Raw genomic sequence first — 26,895 nt, 5'->3', positions numbered from 1 at the left:
GCCGGGGGCGGACACCCCGGCTCCACACAGTGCTCGCCGCTCGGGGTGAGCGGCTGAACAACCGCAAACGGAGGATGTCAGTGACCGGACTGCTCGACGGCAAACGTCTGCTGATCACGGGGGTGATCACCGACGCGTCGATCGCTTTCCACGCCGCCCGGGTGGCCCAGGAACAGGGCGCCCAGGTGGTGCTGACCGGCTACGGCCGGTTGAGCCTGGTGGAGCGGATCGCCAAGCGGCTGCCGTCGCCGGCGCCCGTGATCGAGTTGGACGTGACCAACCAGGAGCACCTGGACGGGCTGGCCGCGCGGGTGCGCGAGCACCTCGACGGGCTGGACGGCGTGCTGCACTCGATCGCCTACGGCCCGCCGTCCACCCTGGGCGCCCCCTTCCTGGACGCGCCGGCCGAGGACGTGGCCACCGCCGTGAACGTCTCGGCGTTCTCGTTCAAGTCGCTGGCCGTCGCCTGCCTGCCGCTGATGGGCCGGGGCGGCTCGATCGTGGGCATGGACTTCGACGCCCGGGTGGCCTGGCCGGCCTACAACTGGATGGGCGTGGCCAAGGCGGCGCTGGAGTCCACCACCCGTTACCTGGCCAGGGACCTGGGCCCGCAGGGCATCCGGGTGAACCTGGTGGCGGCCGGCCCGGTGCGCACCATGGCCGCCAAGTCCATCCCGGGCTTTGACGAGCTGCAGGACGCCTGGCCGGAGCGGGCGCCGCTGGGCTGGGACGGCAGCGACGCCACCCCGGTGGCCAAGTCGGTGTGCGCGCTGCTGTCGGACTGGCTGCCGGCCACCACCGGATCGATGGTGTGGGTCGACGGCGGGGTGCACGCGGTCGGCATGTGACCGCTGCCTGAGCTGTCCCGGAGTGATCCGTCACAGTCCGGTCGCGGGGATCGGTCGCGGCTGACCGAACCCCGTGATCGGGCGCCCCACCCGACTGAGCGCCGCGCGACCGGTGGGGCGAGTATTGAGCGGTGAGTTACGACGCGTTGCTGTGGTTGTCCTTCGGTGGGCCCGAGGGGCCCGAGGATGTGCGGCCATTCCTGGAGAACGTGACCCGGGGCAGGGGAGTCCCACCGGAGCGCCTCGACGAGGTCGAGCAGCACTACCAGCACTTCGGCGGGGTCTCGCCGATCAACCAGCTCAACCGGGACGCCATCAAGGCGGTCACGGCCGAACTGGACCGGCAGGGCGTCCGGCTTCCGGTGTACTTCGGCAACCGCAACTGGCACCCCATGGTGGAGGACACCGTGGCCAGGATGGCCGCGGACGGGGTTCGACGCGCGCTGGTGTTCCCCACCAGCGCCTACGGCGGCTACTCGGCGTGCCGGCAGTACGACGAGGACATCGCCAGGGCCCGCGCCTCGGTCGGGCCGGACGCCCCGGACCTGGTCAAGCTGCGGCACTTCTTCGACCACCCGCTGTTCGTCGCGGCCTTCGCCGACGGCGTGCGCGCGGCCGTGGCCACCCTGCCGGAGCAGGCGCGGCAGGACTGGCGGCTGGTGTTCACCGCGCACTCGATCCCGCTGGCCGCGGACGCCGCCGCCGGACCGCCGGAGCAGGGCGGCAACCTCTACTCCCGGCAGGTGACCGAGGCGGCCAGGCTGGTGGCGGCGGAACTCGGCGTGGACGCCTACGACGTGGTGTGGCAGTCCCGGTCCGGCCCGCCCCAGGTGCCGTGGCTGGAGCCGGACATCGTCGACCACCTGGACGCGCTGCACGAGGCCGGGGTCACCGCGGTGGTGGTGTGCCCGGTCGGGTTCGTCAGCGACCACCTGGAGGTGGTGTGGGACCTGGACACCGAGGCCAGGGACCGGGCGGCGGAACTGGGCATGGCCTTCGCCCGCAGCGCCACCCCCAACAACGACCCCCGGTTCGCCGAACTGGTTGTCGAGCTGGTGCGGGAGCAGACCGACGGCGCCCAGGCGCGCGCGCTGTCCACCTTCCCGCTGATCGGCTGCACGGCCAACGGCGCGCTCTGCGCGACCGGCTGCTGCGAGCAGCCGCGTCGGCCGGCACCGGCCGCTGAGGCCTGAGCACCCGAGCGCTCGGGCCGCCGACGCGGAGCGCGGACCGCGCCCAGTGGGACACGGAGAGTGACCGACTGGGCGCGGTCGGGTGCCCGGTTCACCGCCGGACCGAGGACTGGCCGCGGTGTCGCGAGTGGACGGTTCAGGCGACCGCGGGGGCCTTGGTCGCCGAGTGGGTGACCGGCAGCGTGGTCGGGTAGTTGCTGACCACCGAGGCGACCGGCGTCAACTCCGTGGTCGGCGTGGCCAGGGCCAGGTCGGGGAACCGGTCGAACAGGGCCGGCAGCGCGGTCTGCAACTCCAGCCGGGCCAGCGGCGAACCCAGGCAGAAGTGCACGCCGTGCCCGAAGGCCAGGTGCTTGCGCTGCTCCCGGGTGATGTCGAACAGGTGCGCGTCCGGACCGTGCTGTTCGGGGTCCCGGTTGGCCGAGGCGAAGCTGAGCAGCACCGCCTCACCCTTGCGCAGCGTGCGTCCGCCCAGTTCGACGTCCTCGATCGCGTAGCGGAACGGCAGGTTGGCGATGCTGGTGTCCCACCGCAGCACCTCCTCGACGGCCGCCTCCCACGAGCACTGTCCACTTCGGAGCAGTTCGAGCTGGTCGGGGTGGGTGAGCAGGGCGCGCACCCCGTTGGCGATGACCCCCTCGGTGGTCTCGAAGCCGGCCACCAGCATCAGCCACAGGGTGTCGAACAGTTCCTGTTCGGACAGTCGGTCTTCCTTGTCCCTGGCCTGGATCAGCGCGGAGGTCAGGTCGTCGGCCGGGTGCTGCCGCTTCTCCGCGATGAGCCCGGTGAAGTAGGCGGCCACGGCCTCCAGGTTGGCCGAGGCCTCCTCAGCGGAGGTGACCGAGGAGAACACGCTGCGCGCCATGGCCAGGACCCGTGGCCGGTCCGCCTCGGCCACGCCGAACAACTCGGAGATCACGCTCAGCGGCAGCGGCATGGCCAGGTCCGCCACGATGTCGGCCTGCCCGCCCTTGGCCTCGATCCGGTCGAGCAGGTCGGTGACCAACTCCTCGACCCGGGGGCGCAGCTCCTGCACGCGACGCGCGGTGAACGCCTTGGAGATCAGGCCGCGTAACCGGGTGTGGTCCGCGCCGTCGGACTGCAGCATGTTGTCGTAGCGCACCAGGCTGACCAGCGGGTGGTCCTGCGGCACCGCGCCGCTGCTGAGCGCGCTCCAGTGGCGCCAGTTGCGGGCGAACCGGGTGGGGCTGCCCAGCACCTCCTGCAGCTCCTTGTGCCGGGTCACCGCCCACGCAACCACCTGACCAGGAAGTTCCACCTGGACGACGGGGCCGAGCTCTCGGAGCTGGTCTGCTTGTCGCTGGATGTCTGTTGCGTAGGGGTCGAGGACGAGGGGTTCTGCCGGGGCCATGTTGCTTCTCCGCTGGACGAAGTGGACTCGGACACCTGCTCCGGAGTGAACCGAACCGGCAGGCTGACCAGTCCGCGGCTGAACGGGGAAGGACGCCAACGCAGTTCGGACTCCGGGACTGACAGTCGCATACCGGTCAGTCGCCGCGCCAGTACTTCGATGCCGGCGTTGGTCATCAACCGCGCCATGCCCTGGCCCGGGCAGCGGTGCGGGCCGGCGCCCCAGGCGAGGTGGGCGCGGTTGGCGGAGAACGGGGTGTAGACCTCGCCGCCGTCCTTCCCGGTCAGCGCCGGGTCGAGGTGGGCGGGGGCGAAGCCGAGGACCAGGGCGTCGCCCGCGTTGATCCGGACGTTGCCCAGCTGCACGTCCCTGGTGGCGTAGCGGGCCGGCAGGGTCTGGATCGGCGGGTCGATCCACAGCACCTGGTCGATGGTCTCCTGCACCAGCACCTGGCCGCTGGCCAGCGAGTAGCGCAGGGTCCGGTCGGTCAACAGCACCAGCAGCGCGTTGGCGATGAGGTTGGCGGTGGGGTCGTGGGCCGCGGCCAGGATCAGCATGAGCTGCTGGACGACCTCCTCGTCGGTGAGGTTGCTGGGGTGGCGCAGCATCACCGAGGTGATGTCCAGGCCCGGCTGCTCGTGCTTCAGCGCGACCAGGTCGGCCAGGTACTGTTCGAGCTGCCGGTTGGCCTCGACCGCGTCGCCCTGGCTGTCCCACAACTGGGCCATCAGCACGGCCAGGTGCTCGCCGTGCGCCTCGTCCAGACCGAACAGGTAGTTGACCACCAGCAGCGGCAGCTTGGTGGCGTACTGGGCGACCAGGTCGGCCTCGCCGTCGCCGATGAACGCGTCGACCAGGTGGTTGGCCAGGGTGTTGATGTCGTGGCGCAACTGGCCCTGCGGCATCTCCCGTAAACCGTCCACAATGGCCGCGCGCAGCCTGGTGTGCTCGGTTCCGTCGGTTTGCAGCGCGTTGGGGCGCCACGCGAACATCGGGTACACCCCGGATTCCGGGGTGACCCTGCCCTCGCGCAGTTCCCGCCAGATTCGACCGTCATGGCTGAACAGCGCGGGATTGTTGAGCACGTGCAGGTTTTCGCTGTATCCCAACAACAGCCAGACCGCGACGCCGGGTTCCACCTCGACCGGTGCCACCGGTCCCCAGTGATCCCGCAGTTCGTTCCACAACAACCGGGCGTCCTTGTTCAGGACGTCGTCGCCGTACAGGGGAACGGCCTGGTTGTGCAGAGGACATCCAGGCGGCGGCGCGACATTCCGGCGTGCGGCGCCCTCTGAAGCAGTCATTGGCTCAGCGTATCGTGATCGTGATCTTTGTTGAATCCCTTCCCCACCAACAAATTCGTTGATGGTGGTAAGCAATTGATGTTCGCCGCCGCGTGACGTGGCTCATGCCACAACCCACTTGTGATCAGTCGGAAGGCGAGTGAGAGCGCGGTAACCGAATGACCGAAATGTCACGCCACCAATAGCGGACGGCCCGGGACGAATGCGCGGCGCGCCGCCGGCGCGACCCGTCCCGGGCGGGGTGGTCGGTGGACCCTAGTGCTGGTCGGCGTGGTCGGACAGCACCCGCACCGCCTCGGCGATCGCGGCGCACCTGGCGCGGCGCACCGCGGTGGACAGCGGGCGCAGCGCGTCCGCCCTGGCTCGGGTCGCCGACGCGGACACGGCGGCGCCCGGCGCGTCCGAGGCCGCCACCGCCACGATCGCGGCCACCTCGGCGGCCCGCTGCAGCACCCGCAGTGCCCTCGGCGGCATCCCGGCCGGCCACGGGGTGGCGGGCTGCCCGGTCACCAGCGCCTCGATCTCCGAGCGCACGTTGGGCCGGTGCCGCGCCACGTCCAGGGACACCAGCGCGGCGGTGGCGTCCCGCATCGCGTCGGCCAGCCCGTGCTCGGCCTCGCCGATCGGCACGTACTCGGACCCGGTCGGCGGCACCAGGTCGTACACGGTCCAGCGCAGCACGCCCTCGGCGACCGGTTCGGGCACCAGGCCCACCCCGATGCCGGGCAGGGTGGCCGCCTCACCCACGCCGAGCGCGGCCTCGCTGAGCGGTCCCCGGCCGCCCAGGCCGCGGACGTCGCCGGGCACCGGCAGGACCAGCTCACCGGTGGAGGCGCCGGCGCGCCGCAGCGCGGCGAGCAACAACGCGGGGCCGGTGGCGGCGTCACCGGGACCGGGCAGGTCCATGGCGGTGGCCGTGCCGTGGTCGGCGGCGATCACCTCGTGCAGCTCGGCCCAGGTCTGCAGGGCGTCAAGAACGTCGTCGGCGGCGGCCGCGCCGTGCAGCCAGGCCGACGTCCACACCACCAAGGTCGCACTCGGACAGGACACGGCGCCCGAGACTACGGGTTGGGCGGGGGTCGGCGCACGCCGGACCGCCCGGGGCACCGGCCAATCCGGTCGTCGCGGCCGGACAGGTGATCAACGCCACCCGCGACCGCGGCCGTCACCGCGCGGCCGTCACCCCGCGGCCGTCACCCCGCGGCCGTCACCCGCTGGCCGGGCCGATGTGCCGGTGCAGCAGCTCGCGGAAGCGCTGCTCGTCGTCGGGGTCGGCGAACGCGCGGTGCGGCACCGGGTAGATGGGGTCGGCGCGGCCCGGCCCGGTGCGCAGCACGATCCCCTGGGGCGTCTCCTGCCAGGCCGGCAGCCGCGTCCAGGCCAGCTCGCTGCGGGCCAGCTCGTCCACGGCCATCCGCACCGAGTGGTCGTCGGCGGTGCCGGTGACCGTCCTGCTGGCCAGCGGGTGCCGCTGGAACGAGGCGCGGATCCGCAGCGCCGGCAGCACCGCGATCACCGCGGCGGCCAGCAGGCCGTACAGCCCGGGCAGGACATCACCCAGCACCACCAGCACCACGCCGAACACCGCGAGCACGGCCGCGAACCACTGGGCCCACCGGTACATCGGCACGACCGCCCGCACCGCGGCCCGCCAGTCGGCCGGCTGGGGCGACCACGTGAAGTCGACGCGGGTCGGCCGGGATTCCGGCTGAGCGCCTTGATCGGCGCGGGTCGGCTCGGGTTCCGGCTGAGCGCCAGGTTCGGCGCGGGTCGGCTGGGATTCCGGCTGAGCGCCTGGTTCGGCGCGGGTCGGCTCGGGTTCCGGCTGAGCGCCTGGTTCGGCGCTGCCCGTCTGATCCTCGGCCACGGCCCGTCATCCTCCACGATCAACTCGTCCGACCACCCGGCCCCGCCCGCCCACCCGGTCGGTCGGGGCCAAGTGGGCATTCTGCTGGACCGGCACCGGGCCGGCCACCGGTTCCACCGATCTCAGCGCGCGGATCTCCTGGTCGGTGCGCTCCACCTCGTCGGCCACGAACCCGGGCGGGACAAGGGCCATCCGCTGGCGCGAGTAGGTGTGGTCGGCCAGCTCGTGGCCACCACCTCCGGGGTCAGGTCGGTGGGCCCGTCGTCGAAGGTCAGCGCGACCACCCTGGCGTCGGCGTCCACCCGGGGCGGCGGATCGGCTGGCGCGCTCGCGGGCGCTGCCGGGCTGGAGTTGCTACACGTCGACCAGAGCGCGTCGAGTGCGTAGCGTCGAACAGGTGAGCACTTCGCCACCCGAACTACCGCGCACCGTCGGCCAACTGCGGGCGGCCGGCGTTCAGCCGCGCAGCGTCAAGGACGAGATCAGGGAGAACCTGCTCACCGCGCTGCGCTCCGGAACCAACCCGTGGCAGGGCATCGTCGGCTTCGACCGGACCGTGCTGCCGCAACTCGAACGCGCGCTGCTGGCCGGACACGACGTGGTCCTGCTCGGCGAACGCGGCCAGGGCAAGACCAGACTGCTGCGCACCCTGGCCAGCCTGCTCGACGAGTGGACCCCGGTCATCGCCGGTGCGGAGCTGGGCGAGCACCCGCTGGCCCCGATCACCCCGGCCGCCCAGCGGCTGGCCGCCGAACTCGGCGACGACCTGCCGGTGGCCTGGCGGCACCGCTCCGAGCGCTACACCGAGAAGCTGGCCACCCCGGACACCTCCGTCGGTGACCTGATCGGTGACGTCGACCCGGTCCGCGTGGCGCAGGGCCGCAGCCTCGGTGACCCCGAGACCATCCACTTCGGACTGGTGCCGCGCGCCCACCGGGGCATCATCGCCGTGAACGAACTGCCCGACCTGGCCGAGCGGATCCAGGTCGCGCTGCTCAACGTGATGGAGGAGCGCGACATCCAGGTGCGCGGCCACACCCTGCGGCTGCCGCTGGACGTGCTGCTGGTGGCCACGGCCAACCCCGAGGACTACACCAACCGCGGCCGGATCATCACCCCGCTCAAGGACCGCTTCGGCGCGGAGGTGCGCACCCACTACCCGCTGGACATCGACCACGAGGTGGCCCTGGTCGCCCAGGAGGCCGAGCTGGTGGCCGAGGTCGACGAGCACCTGCTTGAGGTGCTGGCCCGGTTCGTCCGGCACCTGCGCGAGTCGCCCGCGGTGGACCAGCGCTCCGGGGTGTCCGCCCGGTTCGCCGTGGCCGCCGCCGAGACCGTGGCCGCCGCCGCGCTGCGCCGCTCCGCGATCACCGGCGAGCACCCGGCCGTGGCCCGGCCGGTCGACCTGGAGTCGGTGATCGAGGTGCTGCGCGGCAAGGTCGAGTTCGAGGCGGGGGAGGAGGGCCGCGAGTACGAGCTGCTCGCCCACCTGCTGCGGCGCTCCGTCGCCGACACCGCCCGCGCCCGGCTGGCCGGCCTGGACCTGCGGTCGCTGGCCCAGGCCGTGAGTGACGGGCACCCGGTGGCCACCGGTGAGCACGTGCCGGCCGAGGAGGTGCTGGCCGCCCTGCCCGAACTGCCGGTGCTGCACGAGGTGGCGCGACGGCTCGGGGTGGCGGCCACCGACTCGCCCGGCCGGATCGCCGCCGCCGTCGAACTGGCCCTGGAGTCGCTGTACCTGACCAAACACCTGGCCAAGGACGTGGGTGAGGACCGCGCCGTGTACGGGTGAGCGGCCGCGCCACCGCACCCACCCCCATCCGCACCCACGAGGAGGCGAGCCGCCATGCCAGACGCTGGACGGCGGTACCGGTACGGACGCTGGCACGGCGGGGACGACCCGCTGGCGCCACCCCCCGACCTGCGGGCCGCGCTCGACGAACTCGGCCGGGAGGTCATGGAGGGCGCCTCACCCGCCGGGGCCCTGCGCGAGCTGCTGCGCCGCGGCCTGGACGGCACCACCGGGCTGGACGAGCTGACCACCAGGCTGTGGCAGCGGCGGTCGCGGATCCAGCGCCGGCACCGGCTGGACGGCACCCTGCAGCAGGTCCGCGAGCTGCTGGACCGGGCGGTGCGGGCCGAGCGGCAGGAGCTGTTCCCCGACCCGTCCGACGAGGCCCGTTTCCGGGAGGCCCAGCTGGACGCGCTGCCGCCAGGCACGGCCGGGGCCGTGCGGGAGCTGGCCGACTACGACTGGCGGTCGCGCCAGGCGGCCGAGGCCTACCAGCAGATCCAGGACCTGCTCGGCCGGGAACTGCTCGACCAGCGGTTCGAGGGCATCAGGCAGGCCCTGCGCGACACCGGAAAGCAGCAGGTCGCCGAGGTCCGGCGGATGCTCGCCGACCTCAACGAGCTGCTGGCCGCGCACGCCAGCGGGGCCGCCGACATCGACGCGCGGTTCGCCGAGTTCATGCGGGAACACGGCCGGTTCTTCCCGGAGAACCCGCGCGACGTCGACGAACTCATCGACGCGCTGGCCGCGCGCTCCGCGGCCGGGCAGCGCATGCTCAACTCGATGACCCCGGAGCAGCGGGCCGAACTGGCCGAGCTGAGCCAGCAGGCGTTCGGCGACTCCGGCGTGGGCGAGCAACTGGACCAGCTGGACTCGTGGCTGCGGGCGCTGCGGCCGGGCGAGGACTGGACCTCCTCGGCGCGGTTCCGCGGCAAGCAGCCGCTCGGCCTCGGTGAGGGCGCCCAGGCCATGGCCGACCTGGCCGAACTGGACGCGCTGGCCGAACAGTTGGGCCAGGCCTATCCGGGGGCCCGGCTGGACGACATCGACCTGGAGGCGCTGGAGCGGCAGCTCGGCGCGGACGCCGGGGCGGACGTGCGCCGGCTCGCCGAGCTGGAACGCCAGCTGCGTGGCCAGAACCTGCTGGAGCGGGCGCCGGACGGCAGCCTGCGGCTGACCCCCAAGGCGCTGCGCCAGCTCGGCCAGACCGCGCTGCGCCAGGTGGTGGACCAGGCGCGGGCCCGGCGCGGCGACCGGGACAGCGCGTTCGCGGGCGCGGCCGGTGAACCCACCGGGTCCAGCCGGCCGTGGCAGTTCGGCGACAGCGAACCCTGGGACGTGCCGCGCACCATCCGCAACGCCGTGCTGCGCTCGGCCGGCGGCACCGGCGACGGGGCGGTGACCATCGACGTGGTCGACGTGGAGGTCGCCGAGACCGAGCAGCGCTCCCGCGCGGCGGTGGCGCTGTGCGTGGACACCTCGTGGTCGATGGTGCAGGACGGCCGGTGGGTGCCGATGAAGCGCACCGCCCTGGCCATGCACCACCTGATCCGCACCCGGTTCCGCACGGACGCGCTGGAGCTGATCACCTTCGGCCGGCACGCCAGCACCGTGGACATCGGCGCGCTGACCGAGCTGGAGGGGGTGTGGGAGCAGGGCACCAACCTGCACCACGCGCTGCTGCTGGCCGGCCGGCACCTGCGCCGCCACCCGGACGCCCAGCCGGTGGTGCTGGTGGTCACCGACGGGGAGCCCACCGCGCACCTGGAGCCGGACGGGGAGGCCGAGTTCAACTACCCGCCGCTGCCGCGCACCCTGGCCAAGACCCTGGCCGAGGTGGACGCCGTGGCCAGGCTGGGCGCGGCCATCACCGTGTTCATGCTGGGTGAGGACCCCAGGCTGGCGGCGTTCGTCGACCTGGTGGCCCGGCGCAGCGGCGGTCGGGTGCTGGCGCCCACCCCCGACGGCCTGGGCGCCGCCGTGGTCGGCGACTACCTGCGCAGCCGGCGCCGCCGCCACTGAGCAGCGGCGGCTAACCCGAGGCCGCCTCGCGGCGCCGCGCCCCGGCGTCCGGGGTGCCGGTGTCCGGGGTGGCGGCGGCTGAGGTGCCGGTGTCCGGGGTGCCGGTGTCCGGGGTGCGCGGCGCCGGCGCCACCGGCCCGGGTGCCGGCCGCACCGCCGGCGCGGCCGGCGCGGGCCCGGGGTCGGACCGGGCCCGCCCGGTGGTCGGCTCGGCGCGCCGGGGCCGAGCGGTGGGCTGCTGGTCCGGTGCCTTCTCCAGGAACCGCAGCAGCTCCACCGGGAACGGCAGCACCAGGGTGGAGTTCTTCTCCGCGGCGACCTCCACCACGGTCTCCAGCAGGCGCAGTTGCAGCGCGGTCGGCGTGTCGCTCATGACCCTGGCCGCCTCGGCCAGCTTCTGCGACGCCTGGAACTCGCCGTCCGCGGAGATGATCCTGGCCCGCCGCTCCCGCTCGGCCTCGGCCTGCCTGGCGATGGACCGCTTCATGCCCTCGGGCAGGGCCACGTCCTTGATCTCCACCCGGTCGATGTGGATGCCCCAGTCCAGCGCCGGGCTGTCCAGCATCATCTCCAGGCCCTGGTTGAGGCGTTCCCGGTTGGACAGCAGGTCGTCCAGGTCGCTCTTGCCGATGATGGAGCGCAGCGAGGTCTGCGCGACCTGGGACACCGCGAACAGGTAGTCCTGGACGTTGACCGCCGCCCGCACCGGGTCGAACACCTTGAAGTAGACGACCGCGTCCACCCGCACGGTGACGTTGTCCCTGGTGATGCCGTCCTGGGCGGGCACAGGCATGGTGACGATCTGCAGGTTGACCTTCTGCAGCCGGTCCACCCCGGGGATGAGCAGGGTCAGGCCCGGGCCCCGGGTGGCCGGGCGGACCCGGCCGAAGCGGAAGACGATCCCCCGCTGGTACTGCCGGATGATCCGGGTGCTCATGCTCACCAGCACCACGACAAGCGCCAGGATGAGGACGATTGTGACGGCCATGGCTGGCTCCCTGCCTGCGTGGGCGAGACCCCGGCCGGGTGGCCTCCATCTGCCGGGGCAATCGCTCCCGGCTACCACGGCCAAGGCCACTACCAGGGAGGATACCCCCGTGGCCGGTACGCGACACGTCCGCGCGCCGGGCAGTGGCTCACCACTGGATGGACTGGTCGATGAAGGCGTTGCTGACCACGGCGTCGGCGGTCAGGTCGGCCGCCGGCGGGTGGCCCTGCTCGGTCAGCACGGGGCGCAGCGCGTCCAGCACGGTGGTGACCCGCGCCGGGTCGAAGTCGCCGACCACGGCGGTCCGGCCGTCGTTGGCCAGGCCCAGCTCGCGCAGCTGCGTGACGGCGAAGGCGGCGCGGTCGGCGCTGTACTCGTAGCCGGCGTTGAGTTCCCGCACCATGCGCACGATGGCCGCGTTGGTGGTGTCGGGCTCGCGCAGGTAGGCGGCGGTGGAGCGCTGCAGGATGGGCACCAGCCGGCGCAGGCACGGCGCCAGGGTGTCGGCCTGGTCGGCGCGGATCGCCAGCGCCTCCGGGTAGATCGGGTAGCCGCTGTCGTGCACCAGCTCGAAGCGGACCGGCCGGTGCCACGCGGTGATCTCGTTCTGGTACTGGTAGGGCTCGTTGGTGGCGTAGCCCTGCTGGGCGATCCGCCCGCCCTCGGCCACGAACCGGGCCGGGCCGCCGTCGTAGGAACCGTCCACCTGGGACTGCTTGAGCTGGCCACTGTGGACCAGGTAGTCCATGTAGGACGCGCCGCTGGAGTAGACCACGGTGGTGTCGGTCCGGCCGATGTCGCTGATGTGCTGCCAGTCCGGGTGCTGCTCGGGCGACCACATGACCATCTGCGGGCTCTTGTCCATCGGCGCGAACACCGCCAGCGTGGGCAGGCTGGCCGCCTCCTGGACGGCCTCGTCGGTGGCGACCGCGCCCAGGGTGATGCTCTGGTCGGTGGCCATCAGCGCGGACACCCGCTGGAACCCGGTCACCGGCCCGCCGGCCCGCACCTCCAGCCGCACCCCGGTGTCCCCGCCCTCGGCCAGCAGCGGGCCGCTGACCACCTTGCGCTCGGCGTCCACGGTGAAACCCGAGCCCAGCAGCCGGTACAGCCCGCCGTGCTCGGCCTGCGGGAACCAGTTCATCTGCACCACGACGGTGGCCGGGCACACCCCGGCGAGGTTCTGCTCGGCCGGTGCCGGCGGGGCCGAGGCGGCCGGGCCGGGCTCGGCGCTGTTCGCCGCGCACGCACCGGCCAGGATGGCCACCGCCAGGACGGGCAGCAGCCGGCGGACGGCGAAACGCATGGTGGGTCCCCTCGACAACACGGGCGGCGGCGCGGTCGGCCGGCCGGGACCGGCCAACGGTCCCGCGTGACGATAGGCAGCCGGTCGATCGAGTCTCAAGCGCGAATGCCGGTTTTCCGCTGTGACATGCTGCGCAGCGGAGGTGTGCTGATGACCGGGGCGTCCGAAGTGGTCACGGCGCCGGCCCCGCTGCTGCGGCTGGCCGGCGTCACCAAGTCCTTTCCGGACGGAACCGACGCGGTGGCCGGCGTGGACCTGGTGGTGCGGCCGGGGGAGCTGGTGGCCGTGGTCGGCCCGTCCGGCTGCGGCAAGTCCACGCTGCTGCACCTGGTCGCCGGCCTGGCCCGGCCCAGCGGTGGCACCCTCACCAGGGCCACCGACCGGGTCGGCTACGTCTTCCAGGACCCCACCCTGCTGCCGTGGCGCACGGTGCGGCGCAACGTGGAGCTGTTCGGGGAGCTGGCCGACCTGCCCAGGGCCGAGCGCCGGCGCCGCGCCGAGCGGGTGCTGGCCGCGGTCGGGCTGACCGAGTTCGCCGACCACCGGCCCGGCCAGCTCTCCGGCGGCATGCGCATGCGCGCGGCACTGGCCAGGGCGCTGCTGGTGGAGCCGGAGCTGTTCCTGTTCGACGAGCCGTTCGCCGCGCTGGACGAGATCACCAGGCAGGACATGGGCGAGGAGCTGCTGCGCCTGTTCGACCAGCGCGGGTTCGGCGCGATCTTCGTCACGCACTCGGTGGCCGAGGCGGTCTACCTCGCCTCCCGGGTGCTGGTGATGTCCGCGCGGCCCGGCCGGGTGCTGCGCGAGATCGAGGTCGCGGTGGCCCACCCGAGGCGCCCGGAGTTCCGCCGCACGGACACGTTCGCCACCCTGGTCGGCGAGGTGTCCGAGGCGCTGGCCGTGGGGAGCGCGCGGTGACCGACCGGGCCGGGCGGCGCCGGCGCGTCGCGCGCCGGGTGCTGCCACCGCTGGCCGTGTTCCTGCTGGTGCTGGGCGGCTGGACGGTGGTGAGCTACGGCCTGCTGCCGCCGCGGCGCCGGTTCCTGCTGCCCCCGGTCGACCAGGTGATCCGGGTGGGCTTCCTGGACCCCGACAACCGGGCCGAACTGCTCGACGCGCTGGCGCTGACCAGCCGGGTGGCCGGCACCGGGCTGGCCGTCGCCGTGCTGCTCGGGGTGGGCCTCGGCGTGCTGATGGCCCAGACCCGGTGGCTGGAGCGGGCCATCTACCCGTACGTGGTCGTGGTGCAGACCATCCCGGTGCTGGCGCTGGTTCCGCTGTTCGGCTTCTGGTTCGGGTTCGGCTTCGCCAGCCGGGTGCTGGTGTGCGTGCTGCTGTCGCTGTTCCCCCTGGTCGCCAACACCCTGTTCGGCATCCGGTCGGTGCCGGCCGCCCAGCACCAGCTGTTCGACCTGCACCGGGCCAGCCGGTGGCGGCGGCTGGTCAAGCTCCAGCTGCCCGCCGCCCTGCCGTCGATCTTCACCGGCCTGCGCATCGCCGCGGGCGGGAGCGTGATCGGCGCGGTGGTCGGCGACTTCTTCTTCCGGCAGGGGCAGCCGGGGCTGGGCATCCTCATCGACATGTACCGCTCCCGGCTGGCCGCCGAGCAGATGTTCGCCGCGGTCCTGCTGGCCAGCGCGCTGGGCATCGCCGTGTTCGTGGTGTTCGGCGCGCTGGCCAGGTGGGCGGTGGGCCGCTGGCACGAGTCCGCGGAGTAGTTCCGCCGCCCCACCCCGGTTCGCGGTCGTGCCCGGTGTCGGCGCTGGCCGGTCACCGCTGTCCGAGGACGGCGGCGACGAGGGCAGCGTGGCCGAGCAGATCGGCGTCGGAGGTGCCGGTCAGCTGCAGGCCGACGGGCGCGTCGGCACCGGGCAGCGGCAGCGAGATCGCCGGCGAACCGGTGAGGTTGGCCAGCCGGGTGTTCGCCACCAGCCGGGCGGGCAGGGCGGTGTCCTCGGCGGCCACCGACATCGGCGGGGCGAGCAGTCCCACGGTGGGGCCGATCAGCGCGTCCACGTCCGCGAACAGCGCCCGCACCTGGGTGGCCACGCGCTCGCGGTGGCGCAGCGCGCGCTGGTAGTCCTCGGGCGCGATGGCCGCACCCGCCACCAGCCGATCGTGCACGTCCCGCCCGTAGCCGACCGCGTTCGCGCGCAGTGACTCCCGGTGCACCGCGGCGGCCTCGAAGAACATGATCGTGTTGCTGGTGCCGAGAACGGCTTCTGGTGCGGGAAGCTCCGTGATGTCCACGAGCTTGTGCCCGGCTGCGGCCAGCCGTTCCAGCGCGGCGCGGGTCGCCTCGCGCACGGGGGTGTCGGCGTGCTCGACCTCACGGGTCAGCACGCCGAGCCGGAGGACGTCCGGGGCGTCGGAAACGCTGTGCCCGAGTGCGCGGTGCACGCGGCAGACGTCGGCCACCGTGCGCGCGTGCACGCCCACGTGGTCCAGGGTGGGGCTCAACGGGAAGACACCGGTGGCCGGGTAGCGGCCGTGCGAGGGCTTGAAGCCGACCACGCCGCACAGGGCGGCGGGAATGCGCACCGATCCGCCCGTGTCGGTGGCGAGGGCGATCCGCGCCGAACCGTCGGCGACCGCGGCGGCCGAGCCGGAACTGGAGCCGCCGGGGATCCTGCCAGGGGCACTCGGGTTGACGGGTGTGCCGGTGTGGTGGTTGATCCCGGTGACGCCGAACGCGAACTCGTGCAGCGCGGTGGTGCCGACCAGTCGGGCGCCCGCGTCGACCAGCCGCGTGACGACCTCGGCGGTCGTCGGCTCGGGGTCGGCGGTGGCGCGGGCCGCCGATCCGGCGCCGAGCGGGCGGCCGGCCACGGCGAACAACTCCTTGACGGCCAGGGTGAATCCGTCCAGTGGCCGCTCGGTCGGCGCGATCCAGGTGTAGGGGCCGCCGTCCCGGACGTGCCGCGCCGCGCCGGGCACCGGCAGCACCTCGGCGGGCACCCCCTGGACGGCGACGGGCACCTGGAACCGCCGGACGGCCTCCGTGCCGATCGAGGTGTGCAGCGGGTTGGTGGTCGCCGGCCACGGCCCGCCGTGGTTCGTCGCCCGGTTCACCGCGACACCCGTCGGCCAGTCGTTCCACACCAACCGCCCGGCGCGCCGGGACAGCACCCGCACCAGGCGCCGCGCGAGCACCGTGTCCCCGGGCTCGGCGTGGATCGTCGCGGTGAGCGATCCCGGGACCGCGGCGGCCAGTGCCAGCAGCTCGTCCTCTCCTCGGTACTCGACGATGACCGAGGCGGGGCCGAAGCACTCCTCCCGCAGTTCCGGGTGGCCGTGAAAATCCGCCGCGCTGGCCTGGAAGAGCTGTGGTCCCGCGCCCGCCCCGGCCAGCCGAGTGGCCACGGTGGACAGCCGCGTGACGCCCTCGCGGTAGCCGTGGGCGATCCGCTCGTTGAGCATCGGCGCGACGGGCAGGGCGGCGACGGCCGCGGCGAGTTCGCCGGTCAGCCCGTGGCCTTCCGGCAGGAGCAGCAGCCCGGGGCTGGTGCACAACTGGCCGTTGTACCGGCTGAGCGAGCCGGCGAAGCCCGCCACGATCTCAGCGCCGCGAGCCTCGATCGCGGCACGGGTGACGAACACCGGGTTCACGCTGCCCAGCTCCCCGTAGAAGGGAATCGGGTCCGGGCGCGCGGCGGCGGCGTCGAACAGGGCGCGCCCGCCGGCCTGGGAACCGGTGAAGGCGGCGGCCTTGATCCTCGGGTCGGTGATCAGCGCGCTGCCCGCGGTGAACCCGTGCACCACCGAGAAGCAGCCCCGGGGCGCGCCGGCCAGTGCCTCGGCGACGACCTCCTCGGTGCGCCGGGAGGTCCGCGGATGCCCGGGGTGGGCCTTGACCACCACCGGACATCCCGCGGCCAGCGCGGAGGCGGTGTCCGAGCCCGCGACCGAGAGGGCGAACGGGAAGTTGCTCGCCGCGTACACCGCGACCGGGCCGATCGGGACCAGCACGCGCTGGACGGCGCCCTCGTCCCGGGCCTGGAGGAAATCCCCGCGCAGCACCTCGTCGGCCAGCAGCCGCAGTTGGGCGGTGGTGCGGGCGAGTTCGGCCCGCAGCGGCTCGACACCCAGCGCGGTTTCCGCGTCCGCCAGCGCGATCAGCGCCGCGCCGTCGGCCGCCAGGGCGTCGGCCACCGCGGTCAGCAAGGCCGAACGCCGGGCCAACGGGAGTTCCGCCAAATCGGCGGCTGCCCGCTCGGCGGCCACGCAGGCCGCCACCACGTCGGCGGTGGTGCTCTCCACGTCGCTGCCCCTTCAGCTCACGAAGAACTCGATCAGGGCGCGGGCCACCGCCGACGGATCGTTCTCCATCGGGATGTGCCCGGCACCGGGGATCCGGACCAGGGTGGTGCGCGGGATCTCGGCGGCGAACCGCTCGGCGAACCGGATCTGCTGGAAACCGTCGTCCTCACCCCACACCAGCAGCTTGGGCGTGTTGGAGCCGCGCAGCGCGGGCACCAGGTCGAGGGTGTAGCGGGCGTCGGCGGCACCCGCGAGCGCCAGCCACGACCGGGCGACGCGGGGGTCCGTCCAGGGGTCGAGGTACTCCGCGATCTCCGCTTCGCTGGCGGGGCGCGCGAGCGCGGTGGTCACGGCCTGGCCGCGCGCGGCCAGCAACTCGTCCGGGGTGATCGAGGCGACCACGGCGGGGTCGCGGAACCGGGCGACCGCGGGCACCGGCCAGGAGTCGTAGGTGACCGAGTTGACCAGTGCCAGGCGGTTGACCTCGATCCGGTCGTCGATGAGGAGGTGCTGGGCGATGGCGCCGCCGATGTCGTGCCCGGCGACCGCGACGGGCCCGGCCACCCCGAGCGCGGCGGCGAACCGCGCCACCCAGGCGGCGAGCGCCGGGACGGTGGCCGTGTCCGGCGTCAGCTCGCCCCCGGACCGGCCCAGACCCGGCAGGTCGACCGCGACCGGGCGCAGACCGGCAGCGGCGAGGTCCGGCAGCACCGGCTGCCAGACGCGGCTCCAGTACGTGCCGTGCAGCAGCAGCACGATCGGGCCGCGCTCGCCCGCGGTCAGATAGCTGGCCGGGCGCTGGTCGACGTCGACGCGCAACCGCCTGACCGGGGCGGGGTGAGCTTCAGGGTGATCTTCGGACATGCCATCACGATCGGGTCCCCGCTCGGCGGAGTCAAATACCAGTTAGGGTATGGCGCCATGACGTTGTCGCAGCTCAGGGCGTTGCTGGCGGTGGTGGAGCACGGGGGTTTCACGGTCGCCGCCGAACGGATCGGCATGTCCCAGCCCGCGGTGAGCCGGGCGGTCAGCGCCCTGGAACGGGAACTCGGCGCGGCGCTGTTCGTCCGGCACCGCGACGGCGTCGCGCTCACCGAAGCAGGCCGCCTCGCCGCCGCCCGAGCCCGCGAGGCACTGCGGCAGTTCGATCTGATCGCGGCGGATGTGGCCGCGGCCACCGGCCGGGTCACCGGGACACTGCGGCTGGTCAGCCTGCCGACCGCCACCGGCCCGCTGGTCGCGCCCCGGCTGCGCGCCTTCACCGACCGCTTCCCGCAGGTCCAGGTGCGGCTGTTCGAGGGGTTTGACCGCGACGTCCGCGACTGGCTGGGTCAGGGCGCCGCGGAGGTCGGCGTGGTCACCCTGCCCGCGCCGGGCCTGCACACGTTTCCCCTGGCCAGTGACGAGATGCTGGCCCTGGTGCCCGCGGGTCACCGGCTCGCCCGCCGCGCCACCGTGCCCTTCGCAGAGCTGGCTGGGGAGCCGTTCATCCTGTCCACCGGCGGCTGCCGCCCGGTGATCCTGGCGGCGGCCCGCGAGGCCGGTATCCAGCTCGACGTGACCTTCGAGGCCGGGGAACTCTCCGCGATCCGCGAAATGGTGACCGCCGGCCTCGGGGTCAGCGTCGTGCCGTCCCTCGGCCTGCCGGACGACCTCGGACCGGTGGTCGCCCGGCCCCTGGTTCCGCGGACCACCCGGGAACTCGCGCTGGCCGTCCGCTCACCGGCCGACTGCGCGCCCGCCGCGCGCGCGTTTCTCGACATGTCCGCGGCGAGGGCCCACGACCAGCGGAAGCGGTAGCGCCAGGGGAGCCGCCGGGTGGGCGCTCAGCGGCCCGGTGCGGCGCCGCCGGCCGTCGTGCGCTCGCCCCGGGCCGGCCCGCTGCGGCGGCGCTCGGCGCGGTGGCGGAGCAGGTCGGCGGTGGACTGGTCGGCGGGCAGGAACGCCTCCAGCCGGAGTTCGGCGAGGGTGATGTCGGTGGCGGTGGCGAACGAGGTCAGCGTGGTGATCAGCCGCAGCTCGCCGTCGGCGGAGGCCAGCCGCATGGGCACGGAGAAGCCGAGGTGGTCAGGGCCGACCGGCACCTGGGGAACGTAGCCGGCCAGCTCGGCGATGAACTCGTCGAGCCGGGGGTCCGGGCTGCGTCGCGCCCTGGTGCTCAGGTTCTCGATGACGTGCCGGCCCCACTCGGCCAGGTTGCCGACCCGGCGGCCCATCCCGTCCGGGTGCAGCATCAGCCGCAGCACGTTGACCGGTGGGGTCAGCAACTCGGGCGCGGCGCCCTCGGCGAACACCTCCACCGCGTCGTTGGCCGCCAGCACCCGCCCGTACGGGGCGGTGATCAGGGCCGGATACGGCAGGTGGCCGTGCAGGATCTCATCGAGCGCGGTGCGGACCGGGCGCAGGCCGACCTCGTCCAAACCGGACTCGGCGAACACCGGCAGAAACCCGGCCGCGGCGAGCAGGTCGTTGCGTTCCCGCAGCGCCAGGCCGAGCGACTCGGCCAGCCGGATCACCAGCGCGCGTCCCGGCAGGGAGCGGCCGTTCTCGACGAAACTCAGGTGGCGCTGGGTGGTGCCGGCCAACTCGGCCAGTTCGAGCTGGCTGAGCCGGCGCGCGCGGCGCCAGCGCCGGATCTCCTCGCCAACGCCGGTGCGGTCGTTCCTGCTGCCGGTCACCGGGCCGTTCTACCCGAGGCCCACCACGCCTGGCGATTCCCCCGAGGGAATTGCCGGCCGTGCCGCCGATCTCGCACGATCCACGCCCGGTGGCGGCGGCACCGGCTGGGCCCGCCAGCCCGGCGCGCCCGCCACGACAATCCGGAAAGGACAGTTGATGAAGCTCTACCGGCTGAACCCCGGGCACGGCCTGGCCGGGCTGACCCGCCACGAGCACGACGAGCCCGAGCCGGGGCGCGGGCAGGTGGTGGTGCGGATGCGCGCGAACTCGATCGGGTTCCGCGACCTGATGGTGTTGGCCGACAACTACCCGCTGCCGATCACACCGGGCGTGGTGCCCGGCTGCGAGGGCGCGGGTGAGGTGGTGGCCGTCGGCGACGGCGTCACCCGGGTGGCGGTGGGTGACCGGGTGGCGGCCACCGTGTTCCCGCGCTGGCTCGACGGTCCGTTCCGCCGCGAGAACGCCGCCCAGCTCGGCACCGGCGTCGACGGGGTGCTCACCGAGTACGCGCTGCTGTCCGAGGACGGGGTGGTGCACCTGCCCGAGCACCTGTCCTTCGAGGAGGCCGCCGCCCTGCCGCTGGCCGCGGTGACCGCGTGGAACGCGTTGACCACCGGGGAGCCGCTGCGCCCCGGTGCGACCGTGCTCACCCTCGGCTCGGGCGCGGTGTCGCTGTTCACCCTCCAGTTCGCCGCGCTGGCCGGTGCGCGGGTGATCGTCACCACCTCCAGTGCGGCCAAGACCGAACGGCTGCGCGCGCTGGGCGCGGCCGAGGTGATCAACTACCGGGCCAACCCGACCTGGTGGGAGCGGGTGCGCGCGGTGACCGGCGGTCGGGGCGTCGACCGGGTGGTGGACCCGGCCGGGCCGCTGGAGCAGTCGCTGCGGTCGGTCGCGGCCGGCGGTGACGTGGCCCTGGTCGGCCGCTGGCTGTCCGGCGCGGCGGGCGCGGCACCCGTTGACCCCGCGCTGCTGTTCTCCTCGGCCGCGACCCTGCACCGGATCGCCACCGGCAGCCGCGCCCACTTCGTCGAGCTGAACCGCGCCGTGGCGGCGCACCGGTTGCGACCGGTGATCGACCGGGTGTTCCCGTTCGACGAGGTTCCCGAGGCGTTCGCCCACTGCGCGTCGGGCGGCGGCTTCGGCAAGGTGGTCATCAGCCACGGCTGACCGGGGACGACGACCCCACCCGGCCCGGACGGTGGGGGTGGGGTCGGCGCGGGCGCGGTCAGTCCGTGGTCCACCAGACCGTGGTGTCCGGGGGCAGCACCAGGCACCAGCTCGCCGTGCCGTCGGTGCCGGCGCCCTCCTCCTCCAGCACGGTGACCCGGTCGCTGGAGCACAGCAGCCGGCCGGAGAAGGGCAGCCGGACCGGCTCGGCACCCAGGTTCACCGCGCAGGTGAAACCGGGCTCGCGGGCGAACACCAGCACGTCCCCGGCGCTGTCCTGCCAGGTCAGGGTGCCGTCACCGAGTGCGGGGTGCTGGCGGCGGATGGCCAGCGCCGCCCGGTAGAGCCGCAGCGTGGACTCCTGCTGCTGTTGCTGGCTGGCCACGGACAGCGCACCCCAGTCGGTGGGCACCGGCAGCCAGCTGGCGGTGGAGTCGGGCGGGCCGAAGCCGAACGGCGGTGTGCCGTCGGACCAGGGCAGCGGCACGCGGCAGCCGTCCCGGCCGCGCTCGGTGTGCCCGGACCGCTCCCACATCGGGTCCTGCAACGCCTCCTCGGGCAGGTCGGTGACCTCGGGCAGGCCCAGTTCCTCACCCTGGTAGACGTAGGCCGACCCGGGCAGCGCCAGCATCAGCAGCCCGGCCGCCCTGGCCCGGCGCAGCCCCACCTCGCCGCCGCCGTAGCGGGTCACCGGCCGCCGCACGTCGTGGTTGGCCAGCACCCAGGTGGTGGTGGCGCGCACCAGCGCGGTGGCGGCCAGCGAGGAGTCGATCACCTTGCGGAAGCCGATCGCCGACCAGTCGGCGTCGAGGAACTCGAAGTTGAACGCCTGGTGCAGCTCGTCCGAGCGGACGTAGCGGGCCAGCCGCTCCGGGGTGTGCGCCCACGCCTCGGCCACGGCCATGCGTTGGCCGGGGTAGGCGTCCAGCACGGCCCGCCACTCCCGGTAGATCTCGTGCACCTCGTCCTGGTCGAAGTAGGGCAGCTCGTCCCGGCCGAGCAGCTGGATCTGCTGGGTGCGGCCGATGTCGGGCAGGTCGGGGTGCTTGATCATGCCGTGGGCCACGTCGACGCGGAACCCGTCCACGCCCCGGTCCAGCCAGAACCGCAGCACCTCGACGAACTCGGCGCGCACCTCGGGGTTGCGCCAGTTGAGGTCGGGCTGTTCGGGGGCGAACAGGTGCAGGTACCACTCGCCGTCCTCGACCCTGGTCCAGGCGGGGCCGCCGAACACCGACTCCCAGTCGTTGGGCGGCAGTTCACCGTGCTCGCCCCGGCCCGGGCGGAACAGGTACCGGTCCCGGGCGGGGGAGCTGCCCGGTCCGGCGGCCAGTGCCTCGGCGAACCACGGGTGCGCCGAGGAGGTGTGGTTGGGCACCAGGTCCACGATCACCCGCAGGTCGAGGTCGTGCGCCTCGCCCAGCAGCGCGTCGAACTCGGCCAGGCTGCCCAGGGTGGGGTCGACGTCGCGGTAGTCGGCCACGTCGTAGCCGCCGTCGGCCATGGGCGAGGGGTAGAACGGGGTCAGCCACACCGCGTCCACGCCCAGTTCGGCCAGGTAGGGCAGGCGCTGGCGGATGCCGGCCAGGTCGCCGACGCCGTCGCCGTCGCCGTCGGCGAAGCTGCGGACGTAGATCTGGTAGATCACCGCGTCCCGGAACCACGGCACGGTGTTGTTCGGATCGGTCATCCCCACTCCTGTGTGGTGGTTCGCTGGAGGCCAGCCGGTCGGGAGCCATTCAACTAAACCGAGTTACTAAACCGCAACCACCGGGTGGGGGAAACCGGGGAACCCCGGATCGGCCAGCGGTCAGCCGCTGGCGGAGGGGTGGACCGGCCCGGTGGACTCGCGCACGATCAGCGCGGTGTGCAGCACCTGGCCGGAGTGCGGGCGCTCGCCCTGGATCGAGGCGACCAGGAAGTCGCCGGCCACCCTGCCCTTGGCCTGGATCGGCTGGCGCACCGTGGTCAGCGCCGGGCGCACCCAGTTGGCCTCGGGCAGGTCGTCGAAACCGGCCACCGACACCTGGCCGGGCACGTCCACGCCCAGGTCGCGCAGGGCGTCCAGGGCGCCGACGGCCAGGATGTCGCTGAGCGCCACCACGGCCGACGGCGGGCGCGGGCCGGCCATCAGCTCGCTCGTGGCGCGGTAGCCCTCGGCCCTCGTGCTGGCCACCTCCACCACCCGCACGTCCGGGTGGTCCAGGGACATGCCGACCACGCCGAGCGCGTCGGCGATGCCGGCCATGCGCCGGGCCAGCGGCCCGACCGGAACGCTCGACCCGCTGCCGCCGGCCGGCAGCGACAGCACGGCGAGCCGGCGGTGCCCCAGCTCCAGCAGGTGGCCGACGAGTTCGGCGATGCCGGCCTGCTCGGTCACCTCGATGCTGGGCACCCCGGGCAGCTCGTCGCTGTCCACCAGCACGAACGGCACGCCGCGGCGCCGCAGCTCGGTGATCTCGCCCCGGTCGGTGGCCAGCCCGCACACCACGAAGCCGTCCACCGCCGCGTACGGGATGGCATCCCGCATGGACGAGCGCAGCGGCGGCACCAGCAGCAGGCTCAGCCCCTCCCGGTCGCACACCTGGCCGAGGCCGACCAGGAACTGGGCGTAGTAGGGGTTCTCCATCACCAGCGGGATGTCCTGCGGCAGCAGCACCCCCAGCGACCGGGTGGAGCCGCGCACCAGCGCGCGGGCGATCGGGTTGGGCACGTAGCCCAGTTCCTCGGCGACCCGCAGGATGCGCTGCCGGGTCTGCTGCGAGATGCGCGCCGGGTCGTTGAAGGCGAACGACACCGCCGTCCGGGAAACCCTGGCGGCCTGCGCAACGTCCTTCGCGGTGACCCGCCGGCCCTCGTGCATGCTAGGGACGGTAGTGCACCGACCAGGCCCGGCTGATCTGGATCATCACTCGTCCGAGGTAGGGCGGGTCCGGGCGCGCGCGGGTGCGCGTGATGCCGGGGCGGTCGGCGCGTCCCCGATGACCGGTTCGAGGTAGCCGAACAGCACCTTCTTGAGTTCGACGACGGTGGCGGCGCGCTCGGCGCCGGTCGCCGCCACCGCCAGCGGGGTGATGGCCTGGACGATCCGCATGCTCACCTGGGTGGTCCGGCGGCGCTGGGCGGCCGGCAGGTCGGGCGCGCGCGCCGCGATCAGCTCCTCGACGGCGGCGTGCAGCGCGTGCTGGATCGGCTGGGTCGCCTCGGTCAGGTCGGCGGGCATGTCCGGCCGGGCGAACAGCGCCTTGAAGCCGGGATTGGCGATGTTGAACGCGACGATCGGGTCGACGACCCGGTCGAGCACCTCGGCCAGGCGCAGCCGGGTGAAGTCGACCCCGTCGAAGGCCGCCTGGCGGGTCGCGCGCAGCTGCGCCACGAACCGGTCGGCCAGTGCCTGCGCGATGGCCTGCTTGTTCGGGTAGAACTGGTAGAGCGAGCCGGGGGAGATGCCCGCCGCCGCCGCGATCGCGTTGGTGGTCGCCGCCTCGTAGCCGGCGCTGGCGAAGACACCCGCCGCCGCGTCCAGGATCTCGGCCATCCGGCGCTCGCCGCGCGCCTGCCGCCGGCGTGGTCGCTGGTCGCCGCCCCCGGCGGTGGGGTCGTTGGTCATGCCGTTCCTCCGCACCTCACTCGTTGGCGGCCGGTCGCGTGCACCCCGGCCGTGGGCACCCCGCTCGCGTGCACCCCGCTCGCGTCCGCGCCCGGCCGCGTCGCCTGATTGTGCCTGGCGCGTTGCAAATACGAGCAAGTGCTCGTATCTTCGCGGCAGACGTTTTACGAATGTTTGCTCGCAAACTTAGCCCCTGGGAGAACCCCGTGCTCCGACGGATCGGCCGTCTTGTCGTGACCAGACCGCGGGCGGTGGTGGTGGTAGCGCTGCTCGTCACCATCGCCGCGGGCGTGGTGGGCGCCAGCGCGCTCAACGCGTTGTCGCTCAACCGCTTCGAGGCGCCCGGATCGGAGTCCATGCACGCCAGACAGGAACTGGACACCCGGTTTGGCACCGGCAGCCCCAACGTCGCCCTGCTGGTCACCGCCCAGCAGGGTCAGGACACCGTGGACAGCGAGCCGGTGGCCGCCGCCGGGCGGGCGCTCACCGAGGAGCTGGCCGGCTACCCCGGCGTTGGCGACGCCTGGTCGTACTGGACCAGGGGCACGCCCGACACGCTGCGCAGCGGCGACGGCCGGCAGGCGCTGGTGCTGGCCTGGGTGCCCGGGGACGCCAACCAGGTGCGCCGCGAGGTCCTTCCGGCCCTGACCGACCGGTTCACCAGGGCGGACGCCACCGTCACCGTCCGGGTCGGCGGCGGGGACGAGGTGTTCCGCCAGGTGATGGGCCAGGCGCGGCAGGACTTCCTGCGCGCCGAACTGGTCGTCCTCCCCCTGGTGCTGGTGCTGCTGTGGCTGGTCTACCGCAGGGTGTCCGCGGCCCTGGTCACCCTCGGCGTCGGCGTGTTCGCCGTGGCCGGCGCCCTGGCGCTGCTGCGCGGCGTGGTCGAGTTCACCGAGATCTCCACGTTCGGCGCCAACATCGTCCTGGTGATGGGCATCGGCCTGGGCGTCGACTACGGGCTGTTCGTCACCTTCCGGTTCCGGGAGGAGCTGCGCCCCGGCGTGTCCGTGGCCGACGCGGTGCGGCGCACCGTCGCCAGTGCCGGCCGGACCGTGCTGTTCAGCGGGATCACCGTGGCCGCGTCCCTGTCGGTGCTGCTGGTGTTCCCGTTCCCGTTCCTCAACTCCTTCGCCTACGCCGGCCTGGCCGTGGTGCTCGCCGCGGTGGTCGGGGCGACCACGGTGCTGCCCGCGGCCCTGGCCCTGCTCGGCCGCCGGGTGCTCCGCCGCACCGCGCGGCCGGCGCGGGCCGGGGGCTTCTGGCTGGCCACCGCGAACCGGGTGATGCGCCGGCCGCTGCTGCTGGGCGGCGCGGCCCTGCTCGCCGTGCTGGTGCTCGGCGCCCCGTTCCTCGGCGTGCGGTTCGGGCTGCCCGACGACCGGGTGCTGCCCGCCTCGGCCCCGGTGCGCCAGGTGTACGACGACATCCGCGCCGGGTTCGCCGCCGAGGAGGCCGACGCGGTGCAGGTCGTCTCGGCCGGCGGAACCGGTGCGGCGGCCGGGCCCTACGCCGCGCGGCTGTCCCAGCTGGCCGGTGTGGTCCGGGTCGACTCCGCCGCCGGCTCCTATGTGGACGGACTGCGGACCGGCCCGGCCAGCGACGACCGGTTCACCGGCGACGCGGGAACGTGGCTGTCGGTGGTGCCCTCGTCGGCGCGGCTGGAGGCGGACGCCGCCGGCCTGGTCGCCGAGGTGCGCGCCACCCCGGCGCCGTTCGACGTCGTGGTCGGCGGCTACCCGGCCGAGCTGGCCGACTACCGGGACGGCGTGACCAGCCGGCTGCCGCTCATCGGCGCGCTGATCGTCCTGGTGACCCTGGTCGTGCTGTTCCTGATGACCGGCAGCGTCCTCGCCCCGCTCAAGGCGTCCGTGCTCAACCTGCTCAGCCTGGCGGTGATGTTCGGGACGCTGGTGTTCGTCTTCCAGGACGGCAACCTGTCCGGGCTGCTCGGCTTCACCCCCACCGGTTCCATCGAGCCGAGCGTGCCGATCCTGATGTTCTGCATCGCCTACGGCCTGTCCATGGACTACGAGGTCTTCCTGCTGTCCCGGATCAAGGAGGAGTACGACCGCACCGGCGACGCGCTGGGTTCGGTGCCGGTCGGCATCGCCCGCAGCGCCCCGCTGGTCAGCGCCGCCGCGCTGATCCTCGCCGTCTCGTTCGCGGCCTACGCCACCGGGCGCGTGGTGTTCCTCAAGCAACTCGGCGTCGGCATGGCCGTGGCGGTGCTGGTCGACGCCACCCTGATCCGCGGTGTGCTGGTGCCCGCGTTCATGCGCCTGGCCGGCCGGGGCAACTGGTGGGCGCCACGCCCGCTGCGGGCGCTGCACCGCCGCATCGGCGTGAGCGAGGCGCCGAGCACCCCGGCGGCCGAGCCCGAACCCGCCGGCGCCACCCGGTAGGGCGTTCCGGGTCGGGCGCTGTTTAGCCGGCAGGTGGAACGGGAAACCCGGCGGTGCAGGGGAATCCCGTCCAGGAGGT

Annotated in this window: 22 protein-coding genes; 10 read left to right on the top strand and 12 right to left on the bottom strand. The window is 73.7% G+C overall.

From position 1 onward, the window contains the following. The first annotated feature begins 80 nt into the window (after nt 1–80). Together fabI and LX83_RS03145 are read left to right on the top strand one after the other, a co-directional pair. The gene (gene fabI / locus LX83_RS03150) at nt 81–848 is read left to right on the top strand and encodes an enoyl-ACP reductase FabI (protein ID WP_253766726.1); all 768 of its coding nucleotides are present in this window, start codon (nt 81–83) and stop codon (nt 846–848) included. Nucleotides 849–979: 131 nt separating this feature from the next. Then, nucleotides 980–2,041, top strand: a complete 1,062-nt coding sequence (locus tag LX83_RS03145; RefSeq protein ID WP_253766724.1) for a ferrochelatase — start codon at nt 980–982, stop codon at nt 2,039–2,041. A gap of 136 nt (nt 2,042–2,177) precedes the next feature. Here the strand turns inward: LX83_RS03145 and LX83_RS03140 are convergent, their stop codons facing one another. The 4 genes from LX83_RS03140 to LX83_RS03125 all read right to left on the bottom strand — a co-directional run bounded on the left by LX83_RS03140 (nt 2,178) and on the right by LX83_RS03125 (nt 6,341). Then, nucleotides 2,178–3,287, bottom strand: coding sequence for a cytochrome P450 family protein (locus tag LX83_RS03140; protein WP_253766722.1), 1,110 nt, complete (start codon nt 3,285–3,287; stop codon nt 2,178–2,180). Then, a complete protein-coding gene (locus LX83_RS03135) occupies nt 3,284–4,717 on the bottom strand; it encodes a cytochrome P450 (RefSeq protein ID WP_253766720.1) in 1,434 nt (477 codons plus the stop codon). Before LX83_RS03135 ends, LX83_RS03140 begins: the two co-directional genes overlap by 4 nt. Before the next feature lie 255 nt (nt 4,718–4,972). Further along, complete coding sequence (locus LX83_RS03130; protein ID WP_253766718.1) at nt 4,973–5,767, bottom strand: hypothetical protein; 795 nt, start codon at nt 5,765–5,767, stop codon at nt 4,973–4,975. 157 nt (nt 5,768–5,924) lie between these two features. Further along, the gene (locus LX83_RS03125) at nt 5,925–6,341 is read right to left on the bottom strand and encodes a YcxB family protein (RefSeq protein WP_253766995.1); all 417 of its coding nucleotides are present in this window, start codon (nt 6,339–6,341) and stop codon (nt 5,925–5,927) included. Nucleotides 6,342–6,434: 93 nt separating this feature from the next. Here LX83_RS03125 and LX83_RS03120 point away from each other — a divergent pair, with 93 nt between their 5' ends. The 3 genes from LX83_RS03120 to LX83_RS03110 are packed head-to-tail and all read left to right on the top strand — an operon-like array spanning nt 6,435 to nt 10,398. Beyond that, complete coding sequence (locus LX83_RS03120; protein ID WP_253766716.1) at nt 6,435–6,971, top strand: hypothetical protein; 537 nt, start codon at nt 6,435–6,437, stop codon at nt 6,969–6,971. Between the two features lie 10 nt (nt 6,972–6,981). Then, complete coding sequence (locus LX83_RS03115; protein WP_253766714.1) at nt 6,982–8,376, top strand: ATP-binding protein; 1,395 nt, start codon at nt 6,982–6,984, stop codon at nt 8,374–8,376. Between the two features lie 54 nt (nt 8,377–8,430). Then, nucleotides 8,431–10,398: a vWA domain-containing protein gene (locus tag LX83_RS03110; RefSeq protein ID WP_253766712.1), complete on the top strand. Its 1,968-nt coding sequence runs from the start codon at nt 8,431–8,433 to the stop codon at nt 10,396–10,398. A 10-nt stretch (nt 10,399–10,408) separates the two neighbouring features. Here the strand turns inward: LX83_RS03110 and LX83_RS03105 are convergent, their stop codons facing one another. Next, nucleotides 10,409–11,386 carry a slipin family protein gene (locus LX83_RS03105; RefSeq protein WP_253766710.1) on the bottom strand — a complete coding sequence of 326 codons (978 nt, stop codon included), beginning with the start codon at nt 11,384–11,386 and terminating at the stop codon, nt 10,409–10,411. 148 nt (nt 11,387–11,534) lie between these two features. Continuing rightward, on the bottom strand, nt 11,535–12,692 hold the full coding sequence (locus LX83_RS03100) for an ABC transporter substrate-binding protein (RefSeq protein ID WP_253766708.1): 1,158 nt from the start codon (nt 12,690–12,692) through the stop codon (nt 11,535–11,537). Between the two features lie 150 nt (nt 12,693–12,842). Here LX83_RS03100 and LX83_RS03095 point away from each other — a divergent pair, with 150 nt between their 5' ends. Continuing rightward, nucleotides 12,843–13,610 carry an ABC transporter ATP-binding protein gene (locus LX83_RS03095; protein WP_253766706.1) on the top strand — a complete coding sequence of 256 codons (768 nt, stop codon included), beginning with the start codon at nt 12,843–12,845 and terminating at the stop codon, nt 13,608–13,610. After that, complete coding sequence (locus LX83_RS03090) at nt 13,607–14,410, top strand: ABC transporter permease (protein ID WP_253766704.1); 804 nt, start codon at nt 13,607–13,609, stop codon at nt 14,408–14,410. Before LX83_RS03095 ends, LX83_RS03090 begins: the two co-directional genes overlap by 4 nt. A 52-nt stretch (nt 14,411–14,462) precedes the next feature. On the opposite strand, the gene LX83_RS38295 is transcribed toward LX83_RS03090, so the two are convergent. Then, nucleotides 14,463–16,952 (bottom strand): aldehyde dehydrogenase family protein, encoded by a 2,490-nt coding sequence (locus tag LX83_RS38295; RefSeq protein ID WP_253766702.1) that lies wholly within the window; start codon nt 16,950–16,952, stop codon nt 14,463–14,465. Nucleotides 16,953–16,964: 12 nt separating this feature from the next. Then, nucleotides 16,965–17,816: an alpha/beta fold hydrolase gene (locus LX83_RS03080; protein ID WP_253766700.1), complete on the bottom strand. Its 852-nt coding sequence runs from the start codon at nt 17,814–17,816 to the stop codon at nt 16,965–16,967. Between the two features lie 57 nt (nt 17,817–17,873). Between LX83_RS03080 and LX83_RS03075 the strand changes: the two genes are divergently transcribed. After that, entirely contained in the window at nt 17,874–18,752 is an 879-nt protein-coding gene (locus tag LX83_RS03075; protein ID WP_253766698.1) for a LysR family transcriptional regulator, read from the top strand. A 26-nt stretch (nt 18,753–18,778) separates the two neighbouring features. Here LX83_RS03075 and LX83_RS03070 read toward each other — a convergent pair whose 3' ends face one another. Next, entirely contained in the window at nt 18,779–19,630 is an 852-nt protein-coding gene (locus LX83_RS03070; RefSeq protein ID WP_253766696.1) for an MmyB family transcriptional regulator, read from the bottom strand. Between the two features lie 157 nt (nt 19,631–19,787). On the opposite strand from LX83_RS03070, the gene LX83_RS03065 reads away from it, so the two are divergent. After that, the gene (locus LX83_RS03065; RefSeq protein WP_253766694.1) at nt 19,788–20,801 is read left to right on the top strand and encodes a zinc-dependent alcohol dehydrogenase family protein; all 1,014 of its coding nucleotides are present in this window, start codon (nt 19,788–19,790) and stop codon (nt 20,799–20,801) included. A gap of 58 nt (nt 20,802–20,859) precedes the next feature. Here the strand turns inward: LX83_RS03065 and LX83_RS03060 are convergent, their stop codons facing one another. The 3 genes from LX83_RS03060 to LX83_RS03050 all read right to left on the bottom strand — a co-directional run bounded on the left by LX83_RS03060 (nt 20,860) and on the right by LX83_RS03050 (nt 24,411). Continuing rightward, nucleotides 20,860–22,491, bottom strand: a complete 1,632-nt coding sequence (locus tag LX83_RS03060) for a glycoside hydrolase family 13 protein (protein ID WP_253766692.1) — start codon at nt 22,489–22,491, stop codon at nt 20,860–20,862. 120 nt (nt 22,492–22,611) lie between these two features. Continuing rightward, on the bottom strand, nt 22,612–23,664 hold the full coding sequence (locus LX83_RS03055) for a LacI family DNA-binding transcriptional regulator (RefSeq protein ID WP_253766691.1): 1,053 nt from the start codon (nt 23,662–23,664) through the stop codon (nt 22,612–22,614). Nucleotides 23,665–23,709: 45 nt separating this feature from the next. Continuing rightward, nucleotides 23,710–24,411, bottom strand: coding sequence for a TetR/AcrR family transcriptional regulator (locus LX83_RS03050; RefSeq protein ID WP_253766689.1), 702 nt, complete (start codon nt 24,409–24,411; stop codon nt 23,710–23,712). A gap of 233 nt (nt 24,412–24,644) precedes the next feature. Here LX83_RS03050 and LX83_RS03045 point away from each other — a divergent pair, with 233 nt between their 5' ends. Continuing rightward, on the top strand, nt 24,645–26,816 hold the full coding sequence (locus tag LX83_RS03045; RefSeq protein WP_253766687.1) for an MMPL family transporter: 2,172 nt from the start codon (nt 24,645–24,647) through the stop codon (nt 26,814–26,816). Nucleotides 26,817–26,895 lie beyond the last annotated feature (79 nt).

This window comes from Goodfellowiella coeruleoviolacea (genome assembly GCF_024171785.1).
Taxonomy (GTDB): domain Bacteria; phylum Actinomycetota; class Actinomycetes; order Mycobacteriales; family Pseudonocardiaceae; genus Goodfellowiella; species Goodfellowiella coeruleoviolacea.
Note: the sequence above shows the minus strand (reverse complement) of the source record. Positions and strands in the feature narration are given on the sequence as shown.

What these genes read in the sequence shown, in the direction of transcription:
- LX83_RS03060 (WP_253766692.1), bottom strand. Translation starts at nt 22,491, where the DNA reads ATGACCGATCCGAACAACACCGTGCCGTGGTTCCGGGACGCGGTGATC.
- LX83_RS03105 (WP_253766710.1), bottom strand. Translation starts at nt 11,386, where the DNA reads ATGGCCGTCACAATCGTCCTCATCCTGGCGCTTGTCGTGGTGCTGGTG.
- LX83_RS03135 (WP_253766720.1), bottom strand. Translation starts at nt 4,717, where the DNA reads ATGACTGCTTCAGAGGGCGCCGCACGCCGGAATGTCGCGCCGCCGCCT.
- LX83_RS03095 (WP_253766706.1), top strand. Translation starts at nt 12,843, where the DNA reads ATGACCGGGGCGTCCGAAGTGGTCACGGCGCCGGCCCCGCTGCTGCGG.
- LX83_RS03055 (WP_253766691.1), bottom strand. Translation starts at nt 23,664, where the DNA reads ATGCACGAGGGCCGGCGGGTCACCGCGAAGGACGTTGCGCAGGCCGCC.
- LX83_RS03065 (WP_253766694.1), top strand. Translation starts at nt 19,788, where the DNA reads ATGAAGCTCTACCGGCTGAACCCCGGGCACGGCCTGGCCGGGCTGACC.
- LX83_RS03050 (WP_253766689.1), bottom strand. Translation starts at nt 24,411, where the DNA reads ATGACCAACGACCCCACCGCCGGGGGCGGCGACCAGCGACCACGCCGG.
- LX83_RS03080 (WP_253766700.1), bottom strand. Translation starts at nt 17,816, where the DNA reads ATGTCCGAAGATCACCCTGAAGCTCACCCCGCCCCGGTCAGGCGGTTG.
- LX83_RS03125 (WP_253766995.1), bottom strand. Translation starts at nt 6,341, where the DNA reads ATGTACCGGTGGGCCCAGTGGTTCGCGGCCGTGCTCGCGGTGTTCGGC.
- LX83_RS03075 (WP_253766698.1), top strand. Translation starts at nt 17,874, where the DNA reads ATGACGTTGTCGCAGCTCAGGGCGTTGCTGGCGGTGGTGGAGCACGGG.
- LX83_RS03100 (WP_253766708.1), bottom strand. Translation starts at nt 12,692, where the DNA reads ATGCGTTTCGCCGTCCGCCGGCTGCTGCCCGTCCTGGCGGTGGCCATC.
- LX83_RS03110 (WP_253766712.1), top strand. Translation starts at nt 8,431, where the DNA reads ATGCCAGACGCTGGACGGCGGTACCGGTACGGACGCTGGCACGGCGGG.